The organism is Rhizobium sullae (genome assembly GCF_025200715.1).
Lineage (GTDB): Bacteria > Pseudomonadota > Alphaproteobacteria > Rhizobiales > Rhizobiaceae > Rhizobium > Rhizobium sullae.
Genome location: NZ_CP104143.1, coordinates 3071300 through 3090482 on the forward strand (window position 1 = coordinate 3071300; position 19183 = coordinate 3090482).

General features: G+C 59.2%; 17 protein-coding genes and 1 pseudogene. 8 read left to right on the top strand and 10 right to left on the bottom strand.

The annotated features are described in order from the left end of the window. Positions 1 to 22: 22 nt before the first annotated feature. The 3 genes from N2599_RS15500 to N2599_RS15510 all read right to left on the bottom strand — a co-directional run bounded on the left by N2599_RS15500 (position 23) and on the right by N2599_RS15510 (position 2396). Entirely contained in the window at positions 23 to 1159 is a 1137-nt protein-coding gene (locus N2599_RS15500; protein ID WP_027507898.1) for an efflux RND transporter periplasmic adaptor subunit, read from the bottom strand. A gap of 57 nt (positions 1160 to 1216) precedes the next feature. Further along, positions 1217 to 1825, bottom strand: coding sequence for a TetR/AcrR family transcriptional regulator (locus N2599_RS15505; RefSeq protein WP_027507897.1), 609 nt, complete (start codon positions 1823 to 1825; stop codon positions 1217 to 1219). Between the two features lie 139 nt (positions 1826 to 1964). Continuing rightward, positions 1965 to 2396, bottom strand: a complete 432-nt coding sequence (locus N2599_RS15510) for an OsmC family protein (RefSeq protein ID WP_027507896.1) — start codon at positions 2394 to 2396, stop codon at positions 1965 to 1967. 189 nt (positions 2397 to 2585) lie between these two features. Here N2599_RS15510 and N2599_RS15515 point away from each other — a divergent pair. The 4 genes and pseudogenes from N2599_RS15515 to N2599_RS15530 all read left to right on the top strand — a co-directional run. Next, a pseudogene (locus tag N2599_RS15515) lies at positions 2586 to 3125 on the top strand (FadR/GntR family transcriptional regulator); the annotation flags it as partial. Positions 3126 to 3136: 11 nt separating this feature from the next. Beyond that, positions 3137 to 4285: a galactonate dehydratase gene (gene dgoD, locus N2599_RS15520; RefSeq protein ID WP_027507895.1), complete on the top strand. Its 1149-nt coding sequence runs from the start codon at positions 3137 to 3139 to the stop codon at positions 4283 to 4285. A gap of 99 nt (positions 4286 to 4384) precedes the next feature. Continuing rightward, entirely contained in the window at positions 4385 to 4783 is a 399-nt protein-coding gene (locus N2599_RS15525) for a DoxX family protein (protein ID WP_027507894.1), read from the top strand. Positions 4784 to 4875: 92 nt separating this feature from the next. After that, positions 4876 to 5658, top strand: coding sequence for an SDR family oxidoreductase (locus N2599_RS15530; protein ID WP_027507893.1), 783 nt, complete (start codon positions 4876 to 4878; stop codon positions 5656 to 5658). Positions 5659 to 5660: 2 nt separating this feature from the next. Here N2599_RS15530 and N2599_RS15535 read toward each other — a convergent pair whose 3' ends face one another. Further along, positions 5661 to 6878 carry an adenylate/guanylate cyclase domain-containing protein gene (locus tag N2599_RS15535; RefSeq protein ID WP_027507892.1) on the bottom strand — a complete coding sequence of 406 codons (1218 nt, stop codon included), beginning with the start codon at positions 6876 to 6878 and terminating at the stop codon, positions 5661 to 5663. Between the two features lie 216 nt (positions 6879 to 7094). Here N2599_RS15535 and N2599_RS15540 point away from each other — a divergent pair, with 216 nt between their 5' ends. After that, entirely contained in the window at positions 7095 to 8006 is a 912-nt protein-coding gene (locus tag N2599_RS15540) for an SMP-30/gluconolactonase/LRE family protein (RefSeq protein WP_027507891.1), read from the top strand. Between the two features lie 50 nt (positions 8007 to 8056). After that, positions 8057 to 10300, top strand: a complete 2244-nt coding sequence (locus N2599_RS15545; RefSeq protein ID WP_027507890.1) for a glycoside hydrolase family 2 protein — start codon at positions 8057 to 8059, stop codon at positions 10298 to 10300. Between the two features lie 5 nt (positions 10301 to 10305). On the opposite strand, the gene N2599_RS15550 is transcribed toward N2599_RS15545, so the two are convergent. From N2599_RS15550 to N2599_RS15570, 5 genes are all read right to left on the bottom strand, one after another. Beyond that, positions 10306 to 11421, bottom strand: coding sequence for an ABC transporter ATP-binding protein (locus N2599_RS15550; protein WP_027507889.1), 1116 nt, complete (start codon positions 11419 to 11421; stop codon positions 10306 to 10308). Between the two features lie 3 nt (positions 11422 to 11424). After that, the gene (locus tag N2599_RS15555) at positions 11425 to 12372 is read right to left on the bottom strand and encodes a carbohydrate ABC transporter permease (protein WP_027507888.1); all 948 of its coding nucleotides are present in this window, start codon (positions 12370 to 12372) and stop codon (positions 11425 to 11427) included. Continuing rightward, on the bottom strand, positions 12369 to 13322 hold the full coding sequence (locus N2599_RS15560) for a carbohydrate ABC transporter permease (RefSeq protein ID WP_027507887.1): 954 nt from the start codon (positions 13320 to 13322) through the stop codon (positions 12369 to 12371). The genes N2599_RS15555 and N2599_RS15560 overlap by 4 nt, the downstream gene beginning before the upstream one ends. Positions 13323 to 13407: 85 nt before the next feature. Beyond that, the gene (locus N2599_RS15565) at positions 13408 to 14664 is read right to left on the bottom strand and encodes an ABC transporter substrate-binding protein (RefSeq protein WP_027507886.1); all 1257 of its coding nucleotides are present in this window, start codon (positions 14662 to 14664) and stop codon (positions 13408 to 13410) included. A gap of 202 nt (positions 14665 to 14866) precedes the next feature. Next, positions 14867 to 15679 (bottom strand): endonuclease/exonuclease/phosphatase family protein, encoded by an 813-nt coding sequence (locus tag N2599_RS15570; RefSeq protein WP_084606370.1) that lies wholly within the window; start codon positions 15677 to 15679, stop codon positions 14867 to 14869. Positions 15680 to 15744: 65 nt separating this feature from the next. Here N2599_RS15570 and N2599_RS15575 point away from each other — a divergent pair, with 65 nt between their 5' ends. After that, positions 15745 to 16716, top strand: a complete 972-nt coding sequence (locus N2599_RS15575) for a lysylphosphatidylglycerol synthase domain-containing protein (RefSeq protein ID WP_027507885.1) — start codon at positions 15745 to 15747, stop codon at positions 16714 to 16716. Here N2599_RS15575 and N2599_RS15580 read toward each other — a convergent pair. After that, a complete protein-coding gene (locus tag N2599_RS15580; protein WP_027507884.1) occupies positions 16666 to 18201 on the bottom strand; it encodes a phospholipase D-like domain-containing protein in 1536 nt (511 codons plus the stop codon). The two genes, N2599_RS15575 and N2599_RS15580, sit on opposite strands and share 51 nt — an antisense overlap. Positions 18202 to 18392: 191 nt before the next feature. On the opposite strand from N2599_RS15580, the gene N2599_RS15585 reads away from it, so the two are divergent. Further along, the gene (locus N2599_RS15585) at positions 18393 to 19160 is read left to right on the top strand and encodes a TIM barrel protein (RefSeq protein WP_027507883.1); all 768 of its coding nucleotides are present in this window, start codon (positions 18393 to 18395) and stop codon (positions 19158 to 19160) included. Positions 19161 to 19183 lie beyond the last annotated feature (23 nt).

The window sequence follows — 19183 nt, forward strand, 5'->3', positions numbered from 1 at the left end:
TCTTCCCTCTCCTGGACAGCAATTACTGGACGGTGCCGGCAGGCTCGGCGGAGGCCGACTGCTGACCCGGAACCAAGACCTTCAGGTTCTCGGTCATGAACTGCGTACCGGCGGCAACGACGAGATCGCCGGCCTTGAGGCCGTCGGTGACGTTGACGCCGTCGCCGGTGAAACCGCCGACGTGAATTTCGCGGGCGTGCACGGTCGCCGCATCGCGGTCGACCACCCAGACGATCTTCGTCCCATCCTTCTCGGCAAGCGCGCTCAAGGGCACTGCGACGGAAGGATCGGAATTCGTAACATCCGCCTCGATCGTCGCCGTCATGCCGAGGAGAACACGCTGATCATTCGGCAGGCTGACGCGGACGGAAAAGGTCCGGGACTGCTGATCGGCGCTGCCCGAAACCTCACGAACCTTCCCGTCGAGCACCAGCTTGTCATCTGACCAGAAGGTTGCCTTCACCGTTTTGCGGGGCTTGAATTCGGCAATATCGTTTTCCGGCACCGCGATCTGGACTTCCTTCTCGCCGTCGACGGCAACGGTAACGACGGGCGTCCCGGAGGCGACGACCTGGCCCGTATCCGCACTGACTGCGGTCACGATGCCGTTCTGATCGGCCTTCAGGTCTGTGTAGCTTACCTGGTTCTTGGCCTGATCGAGCGAGGAGATCGCGGCATCGCGCGTCGACACGGCCTGGTCGTAGGAAAGCGAAGCCTGCTCCAGCTGCGATTTGGGTGTAACATTCTTGTCGAAGAGTTGCCCGGCACGCTTGTTGGCGAGATCTGCCGTCTGCACGCCCTTCTCGGCCGCAGCCAAGTTGGCTTCAGCCGTCTTCACAGCGAGCTGATAATCCGTGGAGTCGATGCGCGCGAGCACATCCCCGGGCTTCACCCGATCACCGATATTGACGAGCCGTTCCGTGATCTTGCCAGCGACACGGAAGCCGAGGTTCATCTCGGTACGTGCTTTTACGGCGCCGGAATAGTCGAGGGCGCGCGTTTCGCCGTCCTTCGCAATCTCCACGACCTTGACGGGCCGGACGATTTCCTTCGTCTCGGCCTTCTTCTCATCGCTGCAGCCCGAAACGGCGAATGCAACGGCGCCAAGGAGCGCGAAACTGGCGACTGACGGCAACTTGACGGTCTTCAGCGAAATCATCTTTCGCACTCCTGAAATCGTTTCTATGTTGGGAGGCGCGGCGGCTTTACCGTCGGGCTATTTCTTAAGCGCTCTGATCGAATACTCGATGAGTTCGTCAACCGTCGCGCGGTTGGTCTTGGCGAGACATTGCGCCACCATCTGCGGATGACAGAGCGTCACGGTGGCCGCACCGAAGCAGCGTGAAGCAACATCGGCATCCTGCTCGGCGAATTCACCGGCTGCGATCCCTTCGCGGATCACGCCGGCAATCAGTTCATGAATGCTGTCGACATGCCTTTCGATAACATGCCAGTCGCGTTCGATCGCGACGACAACCATCTCGTGCACCTTCTGCTCATCAAGCATGGTGTCGAGCGTCATCTGATACTGGCCATACACAAATCGTCGCAGGCGCTCCGATGCACTGATCGGCAAATGGCAGATGTCGTAAGCCTGCTTGTAGCTGGCAGCCAGCATGCGGCCGCAGATCGCCTGGTGGATTTCCACTTTCGAGGCGAAGAAGCGGTAGATATTGGCCGGCGACATGCCGAGGTCGCGTGCCACATCGGCAACCGTCGTCTTGCTGTAGCCATAGTGCCGGAATAGCCGCTCTGCCGCGTCGAGAATGCGCGTTACATTTTCCTGACGGGTGCTGTCCAGCATGTTTTCTGCGGTGTCATTCATGCGTTTCCAGAGCCTTATTTACGACTGACGATTTTCGTATTTCGTCAGTCGTAAAATATCAGGCGCCACTTGTCAATGTTCTGCCGCAAAAAATGCCGCGGCTTCGGCTCGCGGCATTCGAAATCAATACTTGCTGAAATCAGCCCAGCTTGACGTCGAGTGTGATCGGCACGGCGGAAAGCGCCTTGGAAACAGGGCACCCTGCCTTCGCCTTATTGGCGAGCTCGGTGAACGTCGCCTGGTCGGCGCCGGGAACCTTGCCGGTCAACGACAGATGGATTGCGGTGATCGCGAAGCCGCCTTCGACGCTCTCGAGCGTTACCTTTGCAGTTGTCTCCATATCTTCGGCCGTAAGCCCCGCATCGCCGAGGATCAAAGATAGCGCCATGGTGAAGCAGCCGGCATGGGCAGCGCCGATCAGTTCTTCCGGATTGGTGCCTGGAATACCTTCGAAGCGGCTTGCAAAACCATAGGGATATTCCTTCAACGCGCCGCTCTGCGTCGATATCCGTCCCTTGCCGTCTTTGAGACCGCCGGACCACTGGGCCGAACCTATGCGATTGATCTGCATGCCGTCCTCCTGTTTCGATTGAGCTCCTTCCGGAAAGGACTTGCGCCGCTTCCCGCCGCAGAGAGGCCAAAGCCTCTCGAACGGCAATATAATGCTCTATCCTCAGAAGGCGACGGCTGTAAGAAAATCGGTCCGAAAATGACCTCCGGTCGATAAACGATCATACCAAGACATTGCCTTCGTATGCACGATTGGAATATCCTCGACGCCGACGTGCTCGGATGGATGGGACCATATATCGAGGATTTCGACTTGCTCGGCTGCATCCTCGAAGCTCGGCGTACCATCGAGCCTGCGGCGGCCGAATATGCGGCCGCGCGCGCAACCGCACAGGAGATTGCCGATCTCGACAGCGCTTGGCGGCAGATGCGCGATTCCGCCAACGATCCGGAAAGCTTCACCGATGCCGACGTCATGTTCCATTCGGCGCTGCTGACCGCGAGCCACAACCAGGTGTTTCGGCGACTTTCGAGCGCCATTCACGCCGCGGTGAAATATGCCCTTCACGCCTCGAACGTCGCAGTCGAAAGCCGCGAGGACGCAGTAGCCGTTCACGGCGAACTGGTCGAGGCACTCAGAATGCGCGACCGCAAAAGGGCACGAGAGTGCGCCAACCGGATGCTGGATCTTGCGGTGCGCGATTTTGCCGCCATCGAAAAGACGATCGGCAGCACCCCAATCATGATTGGAAATGCCGGCCGACCGCTTAGAGCAACACGAGAAGAATGAGGCCTGGACCCATGAAGATCACGAAACTGACAACCTATATCGTTCCGCCGCGCTGGCTATTTTTGAAGGTCGAGACCGATGAGGGCGTGATCGGCTGGGGCGAGCCGGTCGTCGAGGGCCGGGCGCTAACCGTGGAGACCTGCGTGCACGAGCTTGCCGACTACCTGATCGGCAAGGATCCGTTCCTGATCGAGGACCACTGGAACGTCATGTATCGCGGCGGCTTCTATCGCGGTGGCGCCATCCACATGAGCGCGCTTTCCGGCATCGACCAGGCGCTCTGGGACATCAAGGGCAAGGCACTCGGCCAGCCGATCCATTCGCTGCTCGGCGGCCAGGTGCGCGACCGGATCAAGGTCTACAGCTGGATCGGCGGCGACCGCCCATCGGACGTTGCGCGCAACGCCAAGGAGGTCGTCGCGCGCGGCTTCAAGGCGATCAAGCTCAACGGCTGCGAAGAAATGCAGATCGTCGATACCAACGAGAAGGTTGAGAAGGCTGTCGAGACCATTGCTACTATCCGCGAGGCGATCGGTCCGCATATCGGCATCGGCGTCGATTTTCACGGCCGCGTGCACAAGCCGATGGCCAAGGTTCTTGCTAAGGAACTCGAGCCGTACAAGCTGATGTTCATCGAAGAGCCGGTGCTCTCCGAAAACCGGGAAGCATTGAAGGAAATCGCCAATCACTGCTCGACGCCGATCGCGCTTGGCGAGCGGCTCTATTCGCGCTGGGATTTCAAGTCGGTGCTCTCAGACGGCTACGTCGACATTCTCCAGCCCGACCTGTCGCATGCCGGCGGCATCACCGAATGCCGCAAGATCGCCACGATGGCGGAAGCCTATGACGTAGCGCTTGCCCCGCATTGCCCGCTCGGTCCGATCGCGCTTGCCGCCTGCCTGCAGGTCGATGCGGTCAGCTATAACGCCTTCATCCAGGAACAGAGCCTCGGCATCCACTACAACCAAGGCAACGATATCCTCGACTACATCTCCAATAAGGAAGTCTTCAAATACGCCGATGGTTTCGTCTCGATCCCGCAGGGACCGGGCCTCGGCGTCGAAGTCGACGAGGCCTATGTCGTCGAACGTGCCAAGCAGGGTCACCGCTGGCGCAACCCGATTTGGCGCCATGCCGACGGCAGTTTCGCCGAATGGTGAGAACCAACAGGGTCACATCGAGCGGCCCTTTTTGTTGCACCATGTAGGAAGCCATGCGCGCTAACCGTCATTGTGAAAGCTCACAGGAGGAAATTTCAAATGACACGAGCAATCGCAGTGATCGTCGCCCGCATCATCTTCAGCTTCGTCTTCTTCATGGCGGCCGGCTTCAAATTTGCCGACGTCGGCGCCACCGCAACCTATATCGCTTCCGCCGGTTTTCCGATGGCCGGCGCCCTGGCATGGGTAGCAGCTTTCTTCGAAATAGCTTTGGCGCTAGCCTTGATAACCGGCGCCTTCTTTACGGAAGCAAGCCTGGTTGCCGGCATTTATGTCATCTTCCTGGCATTCGCCTTTCATGGCCCGTCGCGCTGGGCGGGCAACCAGGCAGAATTTGGCTTCTTCATCGACCACTTCACGTTCCTGGCCGGACTGCTGTTTGCCGCCGCGCATGGACCGGAGAAGTGGGCGATCCGCCGCAGCCTGGTGAGACTGTAGGGGTTGCCAGCCCGAAAACTTCGCACTTGCACCGGAACCATGCCCCCACCCGAACATTGCCCTAACGCAAACCGAATGAGGGATTGGCTAAAATGGAACTTCAGGGAAGAACCGCATTGGTCACCGGCGCGGGTTCCGGCATCGGAAAGGCGACCGCGCTCAAGCTCGCCGCAGAAGGCGCCAAGGTTGCCGTTTTGAGCCGCACCAGCCACGAGGTGAACCAGACCCGCGACGAAATCCGTTCCGCAGGCGGGCAGTCGATCTCGCTGGCGGCCGACACCAGCGACGAAAGCCAGATGCGCGGCGCAGTTGAAGCGCTTCTCGGTGAGTTCGGCGGCATCGACATCGTCGTTGCCAATGCCGGAATCAACGGCGTCTGGGCTCCTATCGACGACCTGAAGCCGGAGGAATGGGACAAGACCATGGCCGTCAACCTGCGCGGTACCTACCTCACTCTCCATCTCACCGTCCCGCATATGAAATCGAATGGCGGCGGTTCGATCATCGTCGTCTCCTCGATCAATGGGACGCGTACCTTCACGACGCCGGGCGCGACTGCCTATACCGTCACGAAGGCCGGCCAGGTGGCGATGGTGCAGCAGCTGGCACTGGAGCTCGGCAAGCATGGAATCCGCGTCAATGCCGTCTGCCCGGGCGCCATCGACACCAATATCAACGACAATACAAGCAGCCGTCACCGGGACGAGGCGGAAATCCCGGTTGTCTGGCCGGAAGGCGAAATTCCGATCACTGGAGGAGAGGCGGGCCACAGCGAAGACGTTGCCGAAACAATCCTCTTTCTTGCCGCTGATCGCTCGCATCACATCACCGGCACGCCGATCTGGATCGATGGTGGCCAAGGCCTGCTGCGCTAGGGTCAGCCGCCAAGGCGCCCAGTTTCCAGTGTGAAAAGCTCCTGCGCCCGCTTGACGCCACGAAGCGCATAGCGGCCGATGCAGGCGAGTCCGCTGCTCTGAGCTCCTGGAATCGCGGCGGCAAAATCCGATGACATCAGCACGTTGAGATCGACCGACCGGCAGATCGACGCGATGCGGCTAACCTCGTTGACTGCCGGACCGATGACTGTGAAGTCGAGCCGTTCCTGGCTGCCGATATTGCCGTAGAAGACATCACCGATATGCAGGCCAAGATAGACGTCGGTTGTTGGCCGGGCATCGCGGGCGCGTTCGTCGTTCAGCGCCGCAAGCTTGCCGCGCAAGAGCTTCTCCGCCTTCAGCGCCGCACAGCAGGCATCCGACGGTGCATCTGCCTTGAAGATAGCCAGCACACCGTCGCCGATGAGTTTGAGGACGTCGCCGCCGGCCTCGTGAATGGCCGAAATCACCACGTCGCTATAAGCATTCAGCATCGGCAGGATTTCCTCCGGCGGCGCGCTATCGGATATCTTGGTGTAATTGAGAAGGTCCGAGAACCAGAGCACCGCGGAAATCCGCTCGGACTTGCCGCGCATGATCTTCCCCTCGAGCACCTGCCGGGCCGCATCCTCGCCGAGGTAAACCTCCGCAATCGTCCGTGCGATGCGGCCTAGCGCGATGCACTTGATCGCCAGCGCCAGCACTGGCACTAGCTTTCGCAAGATGGCGAGATCGTGGTCGGAAAAGCCCTGCGGATGCCGGGTTGCGAAATGCGAGAAAAAGCAATCCATCTCGCCGATCGTACCGGCCTTGGCGAAGCGGTGTACCATGGCGACGAAATCGGTGTGGCCCTCTTCGAGCATCTTGTCGAGCATGACGAAATCCGCCGGGTCGCCGAAGCCGATACGGCGGCGGACCTCGTTCTCGTTGCCAGACCAGAGATAGTAGAAAGCCGAACGCAGCCAAGTGTCCCGCGCACTACCCTCGCCGGTCGGGCCGTATTCGAACTCGGTCTCGATTTCCTCCTGGCTGTCCCATCGGAAGGCTCGGCCCTCATGTACCGGGTGCAGCGTATCCATGAGCGCCATGCCGCGATCGAGTGGCAGGCCGAATTCGCGGCAGGAATTGCAAAAGCCGGTCAGCAGTTCGGCTTCGGAGGCACCCTTCAGCCCCTGCTCCGTCAGCCATGCGGCGACCGTTCCGATATCGCTGTATTCCATGCTACGGATCCTCACTCCTGAAAGCTGTACCTCCAATTAACCCATTAGGGAAAGACAAACCTCCGTTCAATGGTGAGACGCACATGACGGATCGCCGCATCCGCCGCAGCTTTGAAAAATGGCATGAGGCCGGCGCATTTGCCGCGCCTGGCTCTGGCACGCATCGCCGTTTATGTTTACGAAGAACGTTATATCGCTTTGGGGAGGAGCCAATCAGTGTCGCAAGATATCCTGTATGACATTCGTGACGACCGCTTCCGCAACCTGATTGCAGGAAGCGCTAAGCTGGAGGAACTTTATACCGGTTGCCGCTGGGCGGAAGGTCCCGTCTGGTTCTCCGATCTCAATTGCCTGATCTGGAGCGATATCCCGAACGAGCGCATGCTGCGCTGGGTACCGGATGGCGGCGTCTCGGTTTTCCGCTCGCCATCAAGCTACGTCAACGGCAACACCCGCGATCGTCAGGGCCGCCTGATCTCCTGCGAACACGGCGGCCGTCGCGTCACGCGTACGGAACCTGACGGCAAGATCACCGTGTTGGCCGACAGCTATCAGGGAAAGCGCCTCAACTCGCCGAACGACGTCGTCGTCGCGTCCGACGGCGCGATCTGGTTTACGGACCCCAGCTACGGCATCAAGTCCGATTACGAAGGCTACAAGTCAGAGCAGGAACAGGAGACGCGCAACGTCTACCGCATTGATCCGCAAAGCGGCAAGGTCGAAGCCGCCGCCACCGATTTTATCCAGCCGAACGGCCTTGCTTTCTCTCCTGACGAAAAGCAGCTCTACATCGCCGACTCCGGCTCTGCCGATCACGACGTGCCGCGCCATATCCGCGTCTTCGACGTTGTCGACGGCAAGAGGCTCGCCAACAGCCGCTATTTCTGCTCGATCGACAACGGCATACCGGACGGCTTCCGCTTCGACGTCAGCGGAAATCTCTGGAGCAGTGCCGCCGATGGCGTCCATTGCTTCGCACCGGACGGTACCTTGCTCGGCAAGATCAAGGTGCCTCAGACCGTTTCCAATGTCACCTTCGGTGGCCAGAAGAAAAACCGCCTGTTCATCACCGCAACGCAATCGCTCTATTCGATCTACACGACGACGAATGGCGCACAATATCCGTAAGCGGCTTTGCTAGCCGCGCCAATCAGACATGCTTTAAAGAGGAGTCCGGGATGCGGTCTGTCGTCTCGTTCAATGAATCCTGGAGTTTCCACGAAGGCTTTGGCCAGCAGTTTCTCGATGCCTTCGATGGCACGGCAAGCATCAGCCTGCCGCACACTGCCGTCGAACTGCCCTTCAACTATTTTGACGAGAAGCTCTATCAGCGCGCCTTTACCTATCAGAAGATCTTGCGCTGGCTCCCGGAATTCGAAGGTCGCGAAGTGTCGATCGCCTTTGATGGCGCCATGGCCGATAGCGTCGTTTACCTGAACGGCGAAGAGATCATCGCCCACAAGGACGGCTACACGCCCTTCGAGGCCCGCCTCACAGGCAAGCTTCTCAAGGGCGACAACCTGATCACCGTAAAGGTCGACGGCAGCGAGAACCCCGCAATTCCACCCTTCGGCGGCCGTATTGATTATCTGACCTATGCCGGTATCTATCGCGACGTCTGGATTAAAGTCACCGGCGCCGTCTCGATCCGCAATCTCAAGATTGAAACGACAGATGTCCTTTCCGACGTCAAATCCGTTCGTGTCCGCTGCGATCTCGCCAACCCGCAAAATGTTGCCTTTCTCGGCACGGTTACTGCCTCACTGAAGGATACATCAGGCACCGTCATCGCAACCGCGAGCGGCGATACGACGGGCGAAGACGTGACGCTTTCCTTCGAAAACCTGACGGACATTTCGCTCTGGGACATTTCCAGCCCGACGCTCTATGAGATCGCCGTCGACCTGAAAACTAGCCACGGCTCCGACCGCCTGTCGTCGCATTTCGGTTTCCGCACCGCCGAGTTCACAGCGAGCGGCTTCCTGCTTAACGGCAAGCCGCTGAAGCTGCGTGGCCTGAACCGCCACCAGGCATTTCCTTATGTCGGCTACGCGGCTGGCCGCTCGGCGCAGGAGCGCGATGCCGATATCATGAAATCTGTGCTGAAGTGCAATATCGTCCGCACTTCGCACTATCCGCAGTCGAAATGGTTCCTGGACCAGTGCGACCGCATCGGCCTTCTGGTCTTCGAGGAAATTCCCGGCTGGCAGCATATTGGTGATGCGGAGTGGCAGCAGGAATCGATCCGCAACGTCCGCCGCATGATCGAGCGCGACTGGAACCACCCGTCGATCGTCATTTGGGGCGTGCGCATCAACGAATCGCAGGATAGTCACGACTTCTACGTCGAGACCAACCGGCTCGCCCGCGATCTCGACGCGACCCGCCAGACCGGCGGCGTGCGCTACATCACGGAAAGCGAACTGCTCGAAGACGTCTATACGATGAACGACTTCATCCTCGGCAATGAGGAACTCCCAGGCGCCAACCGCCCGCGCACGCCACTTCGCAGCCAGCAGGAGAACACCGGTCTCGATCGCAAGGTGCCGTACCTCATCACCGAGTTCAACGGCCATATGTATCCAACCAAGATCTACGATCAGGAAGCGCGCCAGGCAGAGCATGTGCGCCGTCACCTTGAGGTGCTGAACGCCGCTTACGGCGATCCGGACATTTCAGGTGCGATCGGCTGGTGCATGTTCGACTACAACACCCACAAGGACTTCGGCTCGGGCGACCGCATCTGCTATCACGGCGTACTCGACATGTTCCGCGAGCCGAAATTCGCCGCCTATGTGTATTCCAGCCAGTGCGATCCGTCCGACGAGATTATCATGAAGCCGGTGACCTTCTGGGCTCGCGGGGAACGCAATATTGGCGGCGTCCTGCCGCTGATCATTCTTACGAACTGCGATGAAGTCGAGCTGACGTACGGCTCGATCACCAAGCGCATCGGCCCCGATCGTGAAAACTACCCGCATCTGCCTCACCCGCCTGTCGTGCTGGATCATCGGCTTTTCACGGCGGATGAGCTTGGCACATGGGGGATTGAATGGCTCGACGGGGATTTTACGGGTTATATCAATGGCCAGCCCGTTGCCAGGTTACGGCTTGCTGCCGATCCGCTGCCGACGACGCTCGAAGTGGCAGCCGACAGCGGATCGCTGAAAGCCCGCGAGCGCGACACGACGCGCGTCATCATCCGCGCGCTGGACCAATATGGCCAGCGCCTTCCCTTCCTGCATGACAGCGTGACACTGCGCGTCGATGGTCCGGCCAAGATCATCGGGCCCTCCACTGTTCCGCTGCGGGGCGGCACGGCTGGTTGCTGGCTGGAAGCAACCGGACTCACCGGCAACATCACGGTCGAGGCAGCTTCGTCCCGCTTTGCATCCGTCACCGTTCATATAACGGCCGTCTGACGGCGTCACGCGATCCGGAGTTGGCTCTCCGGATCGAAGAACACCGCCTTGTCGAGATTGAAGGCAAGGCGGGTGCTCTGGCCAGGCTGAATACCGGCATCGGCGCGCAGCCGCGCGATGACCGACTTGCCGCCAAGCTTGGTCACGGCGAAAGTGTCCGAACCGGCGGGCTCGACGACCTCGATCGCACAATCGCCTTCCGCCAGCGACTTTGCCTTGCGGTCGGCGCCGTCTGGATCGGTCAGCGCTTCCGGACGAATGCCGAAAATCACCTTCTTGCCGGCATAGGTGGCCAGACCGTTGTTGCCAGCCGGAACCGGCAGTTTCAGCGCCGCACCATTCGGCCGGTCGAGCGAGACCTGCAGGCCGCCAGCGCTGCTTTCCACCGTGGCGTTGAGAAGATTCATCGCCGGGGATCCCATGAAATCGGCAACGAAGATATTGGCCGGCCTGTTGTAGATCTCAGCGGGCGTGCCGAATTGCTGCAGCACTCCATCTTTCAGGACGGCGATTTTCGTTGCCAGCGTCATCGCCTCGATCTGGTCATGCGTGACATAGACGATCGTCGTCTTCATACGCTGATGCAGCCGCTTGATCTCTGTGCGCATATCGACCCGCAGCTTCGCATCGAGGTTTGATAGCGGCTCGTCGAAGAGGAAGACCTGCGGATTGCGCACCAGCGCGCGGCCCATGGCGACGCGCTGGCGCTGGCCGCCGGAAAGCTGGCTTGGCTTGCGGTCGAGCAAATGACCGATCTGCAGCATGTCGGACACTTCCTTAATCGCCTTTTCGCGCTCCTCTCTCGGCACCTTGCGGATTTCCATGCCGAAGGCGATGTTTCCCGCGACCGTCATATTCGGATAAAGAGCATAGGACTGGAACACCATGGCGATGTCGCGCTTAGAGGGATGAAGACCGTTAATGCTGCGGCCATCGATGCGAATATCGCCCGAGGTGATCGACTCCAGTCCGGCAATAGTGTTGAGCAAAGTGGACTTGCCGCAGCCGGATGGACCGACCAGCACGAGGAAGCCGCCTTTTTCAAGCTCCAGATCGATCCCCTTAAGGATGTCGACGGCGCCGAAGCGCTTTTTTAGGCCGGATATTTCAAGGAAAGCCATGGATTACCCTTTGACGGCGCCCGCCATCAGACCGCGCACAAAATAGCGGCCGGCGAGGACATAGACGATGAGCGTCGGCACGGCGGCGATCATCGCAGCGGCCATGTTGACATTATATTCGACCACACCGGTCGAGGTATTCACGACATTGTTGAGCGCCACCGTCATCGGCATGGATTCACCGGTGCCGGCATAGGCGGAAGCGAACAGGAAGTCGTTCCAGATATTGGTGAATTGGTAGATCACTGTGACGACGATGATCGGCAGCGAATTTGGCAGCATGATGCGACGGAAAATCTGGAAGAAGCTGGCGCCGTCAACCTGTGCGGCCCTGACCAGTTCAGTCGGAAAGGCCTCGTAGAAATTGCGGAAGAACAGCGTCGTGAAGCCCAAGCCGTAAACAACATGCACGAAGACCAGATTGACAGTCGGATTGCCGAAGCCGAAGCTCATGCCCGTGGCGTTCTGAAGCGTGGCACCGAAGCGGCCGAGTGCACCGAGGATCGTCGCCATCGGCAGCAGTACCGACTGGAACGGAATGAAGCAGGCAAAAAGCATCAGGCCGAACACCAGCTTGTCGCCGGGAAAGCGCCATTTGGTCAGCACATAGCCGTTGAGCGCGCCCATGATGGTGGAGATCGCCACGGCAGGAACGACCATCTTGATCGAGTTCCAGAAATAGCCCTTGATGCCGGCGCAGGTCAGGCCAACGCAGGTCTCGCCCCAGGCCTTCAACCAAGGATCGAAGGTCGGCGACTGAGGCAACGCCAGCATGTTGCCGTTCTGGATCTCGTCCATGGTCTTGAACGAGGTGACCAGCATCACGAAGAGGGGCATCAGATAAAGAATCGCGAAGATCAGCAGCAGGCCGTAGATGACGGTGCGAGTGACCCACCGGCGGCCATTGCCGCCTCGCGCTATGGCAGTTGCCGAAGAGGTAACGGTACTCATCGCGCCTTTTCCCTCAGTTCGGAGTAGAGATAGGGCACGATGATCGCCGAGATCGTCATCAGCATGATGATTGCGCTTGCCGAGCCGACGGCCATTTCGTTTCGTTTGAACGTGTATTCATACATGAAATTGGAAGGCAGCCAGGCCGAGCCCCCGGGACCGCCGCTCGTCAGCGCGACGACCAGATCATAGGACTTGATCGCCATATGGGCGAGCACGATGAAGGCCGAAAGGAAGACCGGTCGCAGCATTGGGATAACGATGCGCCTGTAGAGTTGCCAGGTCGTTGCCCCGTCGATCTGGGCGGCTTTTATGATCTCACCGTCGATACCACGCAGACCCGCAAGAAACATCGCCATGACGAAACCGGAAGCCTGCCAGACGCCGGCGATCACCACGGTATATATGACGAAATCCTTGTTCTTGATCCAATCGAAATGGAAACTCGTCCAGCCCCATTGATGCAGTGTCTGCTCAAGGCCGAGTCCAGGATCAAGAAACCACTTCCAGGCAACGCCTGTGACAATGAAGGAAAGCGCCATCGGATAGAGGTAGATCGGCCGCAGCAATCCCTCGCCGCGGATCTTCTGGTCTAGCAGAATTGCCAGGAACAGGCCGAGCGCCAGACAGATTCCGACATAGAGAAGGCCGAAAATTCCCATATTGGTGATCGACGTATACCAGCTCGACGGCGGATCGGTCTCAAACGTCCAGCGCCATAGCCTTTGATAGGCGCGCGGTCCTGTCAGCACATAGGACGGGAATGTTTTGGAATTGGTGAAGGACAGATAGGCGGTCCAGACGATGAACCCATAAACAAAGATCACAGTGACGGCGAAACTCGGCGCCAGCACGATCTTCGGTAGGACATCCTGCATGCGGGAGCGAATGGAATTGCCTATTCTGCGCTCCGACTTCACGTTGATCTCGGGGGTCGCGACAGTGTTCATAAAATCGTCCCCTCCCAGGGGCCGTATCTGTGACAAAAACGCTTCCCCCGCATGCGCGGGGGAAGCATCCTTGACCGACAGCAGCTTACTTGGCGTCGTCGATTGCCTTGACCAACTCTTCCACGGCCTGATCAGACGTCTTGATCTGTCCATGAACGAATTTGGACACGACGTCCTTGTAAGCATTGGCAACCGCTGGAGGAGCGCCATAACCCTGGGCCAGCGAGCCGAACAGCGTGCCGCCTTCGTTCGCAGCCTTGAGGTCGGCAATGCCCTTCTTGCCGCAAGCATCAAAGTCGGTATCGGGAACGTCGGTGCGCGCAGGCACTGAGCCCTTGACGACGTTGAAGGCCGACTGGAAGCTCTTGGAGAGCGTGGCTGTGGCAAGCGCGACCTGCGCGGCCTTGCGGTCATCCGGCACATCGAACATGCCGAACATGTCGGAGTTGTAGATCACGCTGCCGTCCGTGCCCGGGAAACGGTAGCAAAGGAAATCCGTATCCGGCGTCTTCTTCGCCGCCACGAATTCGCCCTTGGCCCAATCGCCCATGACCTGAACAAGTGCATCGCCCTTGATTACCATGGCAGTCGCCAGGTTCCAGTCACGGCCGGAGAAGTTCGGGTCGACATATTCCTTGATCTTGGCAAGGTTGTCGAAGGACTTCTTCATCGTGTCTGATTTCAGCGACTCCTCATCGAGGTCGTTGAAGGCCTTCTTGTAGAATTCCGGCCCTCCCGTGGAGAGCACGATCGAATCGAACATCGTCGCTTCCTGCCAGTTCTGGCCACCAAGCGCGAGCGGAATGACGCCAGCAGCCTTGGCCTTTTCGAGCAGCGCGAGCAGGTCGTCGAAGGTCTTCGGCTCAGTCCCACCGATCTTTTCCATGACGGCTTTGTTGATCCAAAGCCAGTTGACCGAGTGCACGTTGACCGGAGCAGCAACCCATTTACCGTCATAGACGGAGAACTTCTGAAGAGCCGCGGGAACGGACTTGTCCCACCCTTCCGCCTTCGCGGTCTCGGTTAGATCGCCCATGACACCTGCCTGCGCGTAGTCGAGCACTGTATAGCCGAGCATCTGCGAGGCGGTCGGATAGGTGCCCGCTGCAACCATGGCCTTGAGAGCAGTCATGGCAGCATCGCCGCCACCACCAGCCACCGGCACGTCCTTCCAGGCAAAACCTTCCTTGGAGAGGTCCTCCTTCAACACGTTGAGCGCCGCAGCCTCACCGCCGGACGTCCACCAGTGCAGCATCTGGACCTCCTTCACGTCGGCCGCGTAGGCTGCCGTGCCTGCCATCATCACGGCAGCAACGGCTGCCGTGCCCAAAAACTTGCGCATGATATTCCTCCCGTTCGCAAGTAAAGCGGCGAGACCCTCCTCGTCCGCCGATGTCTCCCGCAATCGAAGCGACAGACATGCCCCGCAACTCTCCCAGTCACGGTTGACAATTTAAAGCGTTATAAAGCGGACGGCGTCAAGTCTTTCTCGAGTCGTGAGAAAAATCGGGCTTTGTTGTATAAATTATTGAAAATAATTAACTTCAGCGGCCGCTTCCGGCCACTGCTTGAAACGACATTTCCCTTCGCTTGATGGCTGCACCCGGTAAGATGGTCGCCAGAAGCGGCAAGTGATCCGAGGCCCGGCGCACGAGCGGTGTCGCGGTAACTGTCGCAGATGTCACGCCAAGCCCGTCCGATACGAAAATATGGTCGATCCGCAGGATTGGTAGCCGGGAGGGATAGGTCGGGCGCGGACGCCGCGCAGCCAGCAGCTGCGTATCGCGGAAATGTCGAGCCAGCATTTTGTAGGCTGGTGATGACGGGACGGCATTGAGATCGCCGCAGATGATCGCAGGAGCCGCCTGGAATTTCTGACTTCCAATCCACTCCTTGCCGAGCAGCGTCGTCACTTGCCGCACCCGATCGATGCCACGGACGCCGAGATGCGTATTGAGCAGGTTCAGATGAATTCCGCCTATTTGGATCTGCACCCATATCGCCCCCCGCATCTCGCCTACCGAGGGCAGCGGCCCGGCTTTCATCAACCGGGTCGGCATCGCAGTGAGAATGGCATCGCCATATTGCTCCTCCTCGACATGCAGCGCCGGATGGAAATGCGATTCCATCTTCAAAAGCGAGGCGATCATGTGAGCCTGGTCGATGCTGCCTGTGCGTTTGCGGCCGACATCCAGTTCCTGCAGCGCAATTATATCCGCGCCGGTTTCCGCGATCACATCGGCGATGCGCGCCGGCTCGATCCGCCGGTCGGTGCCGACGCAGCTATGCACGTTGTAGGTCAGGATTTTCAATTCCTTGCCAGTTGATCCCGGCAGAACAGAGGAGAATGTGCTCATCCCGGGGGAACTTGCTTTCAGCCTGTTTCGTTCCATCTCCGGAACTCCAACGAAACGGCGCATTCATGTCCATCAAGCGCGTGCTTATCAATGCAGCTCTCGTTCTCTGCCTGATGCTTGCGGCTTATCTTCTCTATAGGGTCTTCAGCCGTTACACGTTGAGCGATGTCATGGAATCGATCTGCGCAATACCGGGGACCCGTATTCTCGGTAGCCTCGGCTTCGCGGCCGCTTCCTATCTCTGCCTGACCGGCTTCGACTGGATGGCGCTCCGCTATGCAGGCAAACCGCTGAGCTATCGGAAGGCTGCCCTTACCTCTTTCACAAGCCTCTCGATCGGCCATAATCTTGGCTTTGCGGCGCTGAGCAGCGGCGCTGTGCGCTACCGTTTCTATTCGCGCTGGGGCTTGAATGCCGAGGAGGTTGCGAAGGTCATCCTGTTTTGCGGCGCGACCGTCGGCATCGGTCTTTCAACCCTTGCGGGCATCGTCCTGCTCATCAATCCTGAGGATGCCGCAAATCTCCTGAAACTCAGCCCGGCCGGTCTGTTCGCCCTCGGCTGCGTCTGTCTCAGCCTCCCCGCGGTCTATATCGTTCTGTCCGTCGTCATCCGCACGCCGTTGCATCTCTGGAAATGGGCCTTCGAAATGCCGCGCCCGAAGCTCGCCTTGGGCCAGGTCGTCATCGGCACACTGAACTTCATCTTCGTGGCAGCCTGCCTGCATCAGATGCTGGCCGCCCAAGGCGAGACGAGCTACGTGCAGACGGCCACGGCGTACGTGCTTGCCAATATCGCGGTCCTCATCGCCCACGTTCCTGGCGGTTTGGGCGTCATTGAGGCGACAGTCAGCTATGTCCTGCCCGGAGCTGCTTCGATAGGCGCATTGGTGGCATTCAGGGCGATTTACTTTCTATTTCCGCTGCTGATCGGCCTGCCGGCCTTCGCAATCAGCGAGGCCGTCATCCCGAAACGAAAGCAGGTTTCGTCAGAAGATCGCTCTCAACAGTCGACTCACGCGCAGACGCAGCTTCTGTAGCGGCCGATAAGGCCGCCGCGGATCCACGAAAGCAGTTCCGATGACCGGCGATGTCTCGCCTCGCGCGATGTCGATCGCAAAGTGACGAAGGCCGCGCTCGCGAATATTCAGCGCCGCTATGGCATTGAGCAACGACCGCTTCGCCGCTTCCATGTCTCTTACGGCATCGGCCGTCGCGTCGAGATGCTCGGCAATCAGCCGGTGGCGAAGCGACGTTATCGCCTGCCGCTGAGGAGCGCTTTCCGCCTCGATCGCCAGGTCGCATTCGGTATCAAGCCCCTCCGACCGATTGTTGAGGTTCGATGAGCCGATGCGGATGAAACGGTCGTCGACAATGATAAGCTTCGAATGGATGACGATCTCCTGCTCGCCGCCCTTCCCGTCCGGCACTACCGCGTACATCACGTGCAGCCGGTCATAGCGGTCGAGGCGCTTCAGCCTGCGGATCAGCCGGTCGCGGTTATGGCCCATCATCAGTTTTTCGATCAGTCCGTGCGAACGCTTCGTGACCAGAACCGCAATCTCCGGGCCATCGGCCTCCTTGAGGCGTTTCGCGATCACCCTCGCCACGCCGAAGGAGGCAAGATACTGGGTCTCGATATAGACGTAGTTCCTTGCGCTGTTTATGGCATCGCGCGTCAGCCGGAAGGCTTCGAAGCGCCCGCGTTTACCGATCAGTCCGGGCTCGGTGAGAGCAATCGCCGCCGTCACCTTCTCCATTTCCGGAGGGAATGTATGCGGCCATGGCACGCCGCTCTCCGGAGCGGGCTCGATTGGCTTGCCGGTCGCTTGCTTCCACCGCCGCCGGCACACGTCGCCGATCAGCCGGGCAACGCTGCCCGAGACCATCGATTGTATATCGTGAACAGGATCGTATGGCACGCCGTCGGGAGCTTTTCGAAGGGGGTTGTCGGCGCGATGGTCCGGCTCGTCCCAGCGCCGGGCGGTCAGGTCTACACCACCGAGGAACCCAATGCTGTCATCAACGGAAACCAGTTTCTGATGGTGGCAGCCACGCAAAGGATGGCTCAGATCGAAACGCAGGCTGATCTGCGGATGTGTAGAGAAGCCGCTTCCTTTAAACAGCTTCAAAGATTTGCCGGAATAAACCGGTCCCATGCCCCAGATCAATATCCGGATCTGCAGCCCTGGATTGTCATCGGCAAGCGTCAGCAGAAGTTCGCCGAGCGTCTCCGGGTTTTGATCTGGTTTCAGCCGGATGTCGAGATCAAGATCCCAGCCGATGATCCAGATCGAATGCCTCGCCTGCCGCAGCACCTCATCGAGCGCCGCGAAATAGGCAGCGCCATCAATGAGAAAAGCCACCTTATCCGCTTTGCCAGTTCGCCAGACGTTCCGTCCCTTGCGGATAATGCCGCCCGGAATAGCCGGAAGAGCGGGCCGGCCCCGGCGCGCGACCGTCGTGATATAATCAATTGCTTTGGTTGTCTTATGGTTATCGGATGCGGCTCGAAAGTCGGTCATTCGCTGTCCAACGCCTTGAATTTATGCGCTGGAAACGTCCGAAACAGGTGGCTTGTTCCCGGATCGAGCAAAGCACCGGTTGTTTATCCTGATGCCGCCGCAATCTGTTCGATGCGATGAACGTCGCTAAAATCCGCTTTGCCGCAACAAGGCATTTGACGCATTGCTAAGGCATCAGGGAGGGATTCATCATGCGCCAATACTCAGCCTGCATTGAATGGCTGTTCGTCGAACCCGGTGACCGTTTCGAAGACCGCATCTATCGTGCCAAGAGGGCCGGTTTGCCGGCAATCGAGTTCTGGCGTTGGACGAACAAGGATCTCGGCGCGATTTCCACTACCCTCAAGCAAACCGGCCTTGCCGTATCCAGTATTGTAACAGAACCGATGATTCCGTTGACAGATTCCGCCAACAAGGAAAAGTGGCTAGAAGGACTGGCCGCTTCGGTCAAAGCCGCACAGCAGATCGGCGCTCCCATCCTCATTGCACAGGCAGGTGACGATCTCCCCGGCCGCTCGCGGCAGGAGCAGCGCCTTGCGCTGACGGACGCGCTGCGTGCCGGCGCCGATATTCTGAAGGGCACGGGCGTGCGCCTCGGCGTCGAGCCACTGAATACCCGCATCGACCATATCGGCCATTTTCTGGAATCCACCCGAGAAGGCCTCGACATCGCCGACGAGGTCGAGCGCCCCGAAATCGGGATCGTATACGATATCTACCATTCGGCCGTGATGGATGAGCGAACGGAGGATGTGATCGGCGACCGGATTTCGCGCGTGTTCCATGTCCACGTCGCGGATCACCCGGGCCGTAACGAACCCGGCTCCGGCCGCATCGATCTGCCGCATCGCCTCAACTGGCTATTTGCGGAAGGGTATGAAGGAAGCGTGGGGCTGGAGTACAAACCCTGGCTGTTGAGCGCGGCGGCCGTCAGGAATGCAATCGGCGCGCTTTCATAGAGACGCCATGCGCACGAATATGG

Excerpts from the sequence above, each read along its gene's own strand:
- N2599_RS15500 (WP_027507898.1), bottom strand. The coding sequence starts at position 1,159 with ATGATTTCGCTGAAGACCGTCAAGTTGCCGTCAGTCGCCAGTTTCGCG.
- N2599_RS15505 (WP_027507897.1), bottom strand. The coding sequence starts at position 1,825 with ATGAATGACACCGCAGAAAACATGCTGGACAGCACCCGTCAGGAAAAT.
- N2599_RS15510 (WP_027507896.1), bottom strand. The coding sequence starts at position 2,396 with ATGCAGATCAATCGCATAGGTTCGGCCCAGTGGTCCGGCGGTCTCAAA.
- dgoD (WP_027507895.1), top strand. The coding sequence starts at position 3,137 with ATGAAGATCACGAAACTGACAACCTATATCGTTCCGCCGCGCTGGCTA.
- N2599_RS15525 (WP_027507894.1), top strand. The coding sequence starts at position 4,385 with ATGACACGAGCAATCGCAGTGATCGTCGCCCGCATCATCTTCAGCTTC.
- N2599_RS15530 (WP_027507893.1), top strand. The coding sequence starts at position 4,876 with ATGGAACTTCAGGGAAGAACCGCATTGGTCACCGGCGCGGGTTCCGGC.
- N2599_RS15535 (WP_027507892.1), bottom strand. The coding sequence starts at position 6,878 with ATGGAATACAGCGATATCGGAACGGTCGCCGCATGGCTGACGGAGCAG.
- N2599_RS15545 (WP_027507890.1), top strand. The coding sequence starts at position 8,057 with ATGCGGTCTGTCGTCTCGTTCAATGAATCCTGGAGTTTCCACGAAGGC.
- N2599_RS15550 (WP_027507889.1), bottom strand. The coding sequence starts at position 11,421 with ATGGCTTTCCTTGAAATATCCGGCCTAAAAAAGCGCTTCGGCGCCGTC.
- N2599_RS15555 (WP_027507888.1), bottom strand. The coding sequence starts at position 12,372 with ATGAGTACCGTTACCTCTTCGGCAACTGCCATAGCGCGAGGCGGCAAT.
- N2599_RS15560 (WP_027507887.1), bottom strand. The coding sequence starts at position 13,322 with ATGAACACTGTCGCGACCCCCGAGATCAACGTGAAGTCGGAGCGCAGA.
- N2599_RS15565 (WP_027507886.1), bottom strand. The coding sequence starts at position 14,664 with ATGCGCAAGTTTTTGGGCACGGCAGCCGTTGCTGCCGTGATGATGGCA.
- N2599_RS15570 (WP_084606370.1), bottom strand. The coding sequence starts at position 15,679 with ATGAGCACATTCTCCTCTGTTCTGCCGGGATCAACTGGCAAGGAATTG.
- N2599_RS15575 (WP_027507885.1), top strand. The coding sequence starts at position 15,745 with ATGTCCATCAAGCGCGTGCTTATCAATGCAGCTCTCGTTCTCTGCCTG.
- N2599_RS15580 (WP_027507884.1), bottom strand. The coding sequence starts at position 18,201 with ATGACCGACTTTCGAGCCGCATCCGATAACCATAAGACAACCAAAGCA.
- N2599_RS15585 (WP_027507883.1), top strand. The coding sequence starts at position 18,393 with ATGCGCCAATACTCAGCCTGCATTGAATGGCTGTTCGTCGAACCCGGT.